This window comes from Streptomyces sp. NPDC001093, from assembly GCF_040298985.1.
Classification (GTDB): domain Bacteria; phylum Actinomycetota; class Actinomycetes; order Streptomycetales; family Streptomycetaceae; genus Streptomyces.
Map to the genome: position 1 here is coordinate 1 of NZ_JBEPBF010000292.1, position 1,434 is coordinate 1,434.

Consider the following 1,434-nt stretch of genomic DNA (forward strand, 5'->3'; position numbering starts at 1 on the left):
GCCGCGTCGCCCACCACTGCGGCCGCCCCGACGATGACCAGCGTCAGGGGCAGTATCGAATTCCTGGCTAGCGAGCGCACAAGGTCATTATCGACGCGGGCCGGGAATTCGGGAGGTGCTTCAACGGGAGGCCCCCGTCACAGTCCACGGTCCGGATCGGGCATCGGCACCCCCGACACCGGAGGGGGCTGACCGCATTCTATGGAAGAGCAAAGAATTCTGTCCGGTACTGCCGGGTAGGCGCCATCGGAGCTACCTTCCTCTCGCACCCTGTCATGTCGTGTTCACCCAGCGCCATGGCAGGTGGCGCGAGTGTCATGCTCATGACTGCGCGGTCACATCGCCGCTACGCGCGTCACGGGCTGCCCATCCAGTGCGAGAAACCTCACTTCCCGATGGAGGCAGTACCCATGCGTGAGTCACGCTCGAGCGGGCAGAGACGGAGTCTGCGAAGACTCGTCGCCGTCGCCTTCCCCGCGCTCGCCCTCACCGTCGCCGGACTCGTCGCCGCCCCCACGGCCGGCGCCCAGCCCGCAGCGGCCCACCCCCACACCTCCAAGGTCACACAGAACGCCAAGGCCCTGACCGACCCGAAGCGGCAGACCTTCCACGCCACCGGCAGGGCCGGCCAGAAGGTCCCCACGACCCACCTGTGCGCCACCGCCGAGCCGGGCCACGCGTCCTGCTTCGCCCAGCGCCGCACCGACATCGAACAGCGCCTCGCCTCGGCGCTCGCCGCCGCCGCGCCCTCCGGCCTCTCCCCGGCCAACCTGCACAGCGCCTACAACCTGCCCACCGCGGCCGGTTCGGGCATGACGGTCGGCATCGTGGACGCCTACAACGACCCCAACGCCGAGTCGGACCTGGCCACCTACCGTTCCACGTACGGCCTGTCGTCCTGCACCAAGGCCAACGGCTGCTTCAAGCAGGTCAGCCAGACGGGTTCCACCACCTCGCTGCCGACCAACGACACCGGCTGGGCCGGTGAAGAGATGCTCGACATCGACATGGTCAGCGCCGTCTGCCCGAACTGCAGCATCATCCTGGTCGAGGCCAACTCCGCGAGCATGGCCGACCTCGGCGCCGCCGAGAACGAGGCCGTGGCACTCGGCGCCAAGTTCGTCTCCAACAGCTGGGGCGGCTCCGAGTCGTCCTCGCAGACCAGCGACGACACCTCGTACTTCAAGCACCCGGGTGTCGCGATCACCGTCTCCTCGGGTGACTCCGCCTACGGCGCCGAGTACCCGGCGACCTCCCAGTACGTGACCGCCGTCGGCGGCACCGCGCTCACCACCGCCTCCAACTCCCGCGGCTGGAGCGAGTCGGTGTGGAACACCAGCTCCACCGAGGGCACCGGCTCCGGCTGCTCGGCCTACGACCCGAAGCCGAGCTGGCAGACCGACACCGGCTGCTCCAAGCGCATGGAGGCCGACG

General features: G+C 69.1%; 1 protein-coding gene. It reads left to right on the top strand.

The annotated features are described in order from the left end of the window. Positions 1–410 precede the first annotated feature (410 nt). Positions 411–1,434: S53 family peptidase (locus ABT288_RS49940; RefSeq protein ID WP_502973035.1), on the top strand; the 1,024-nt coding region annotated here is incomplete at its 3' end.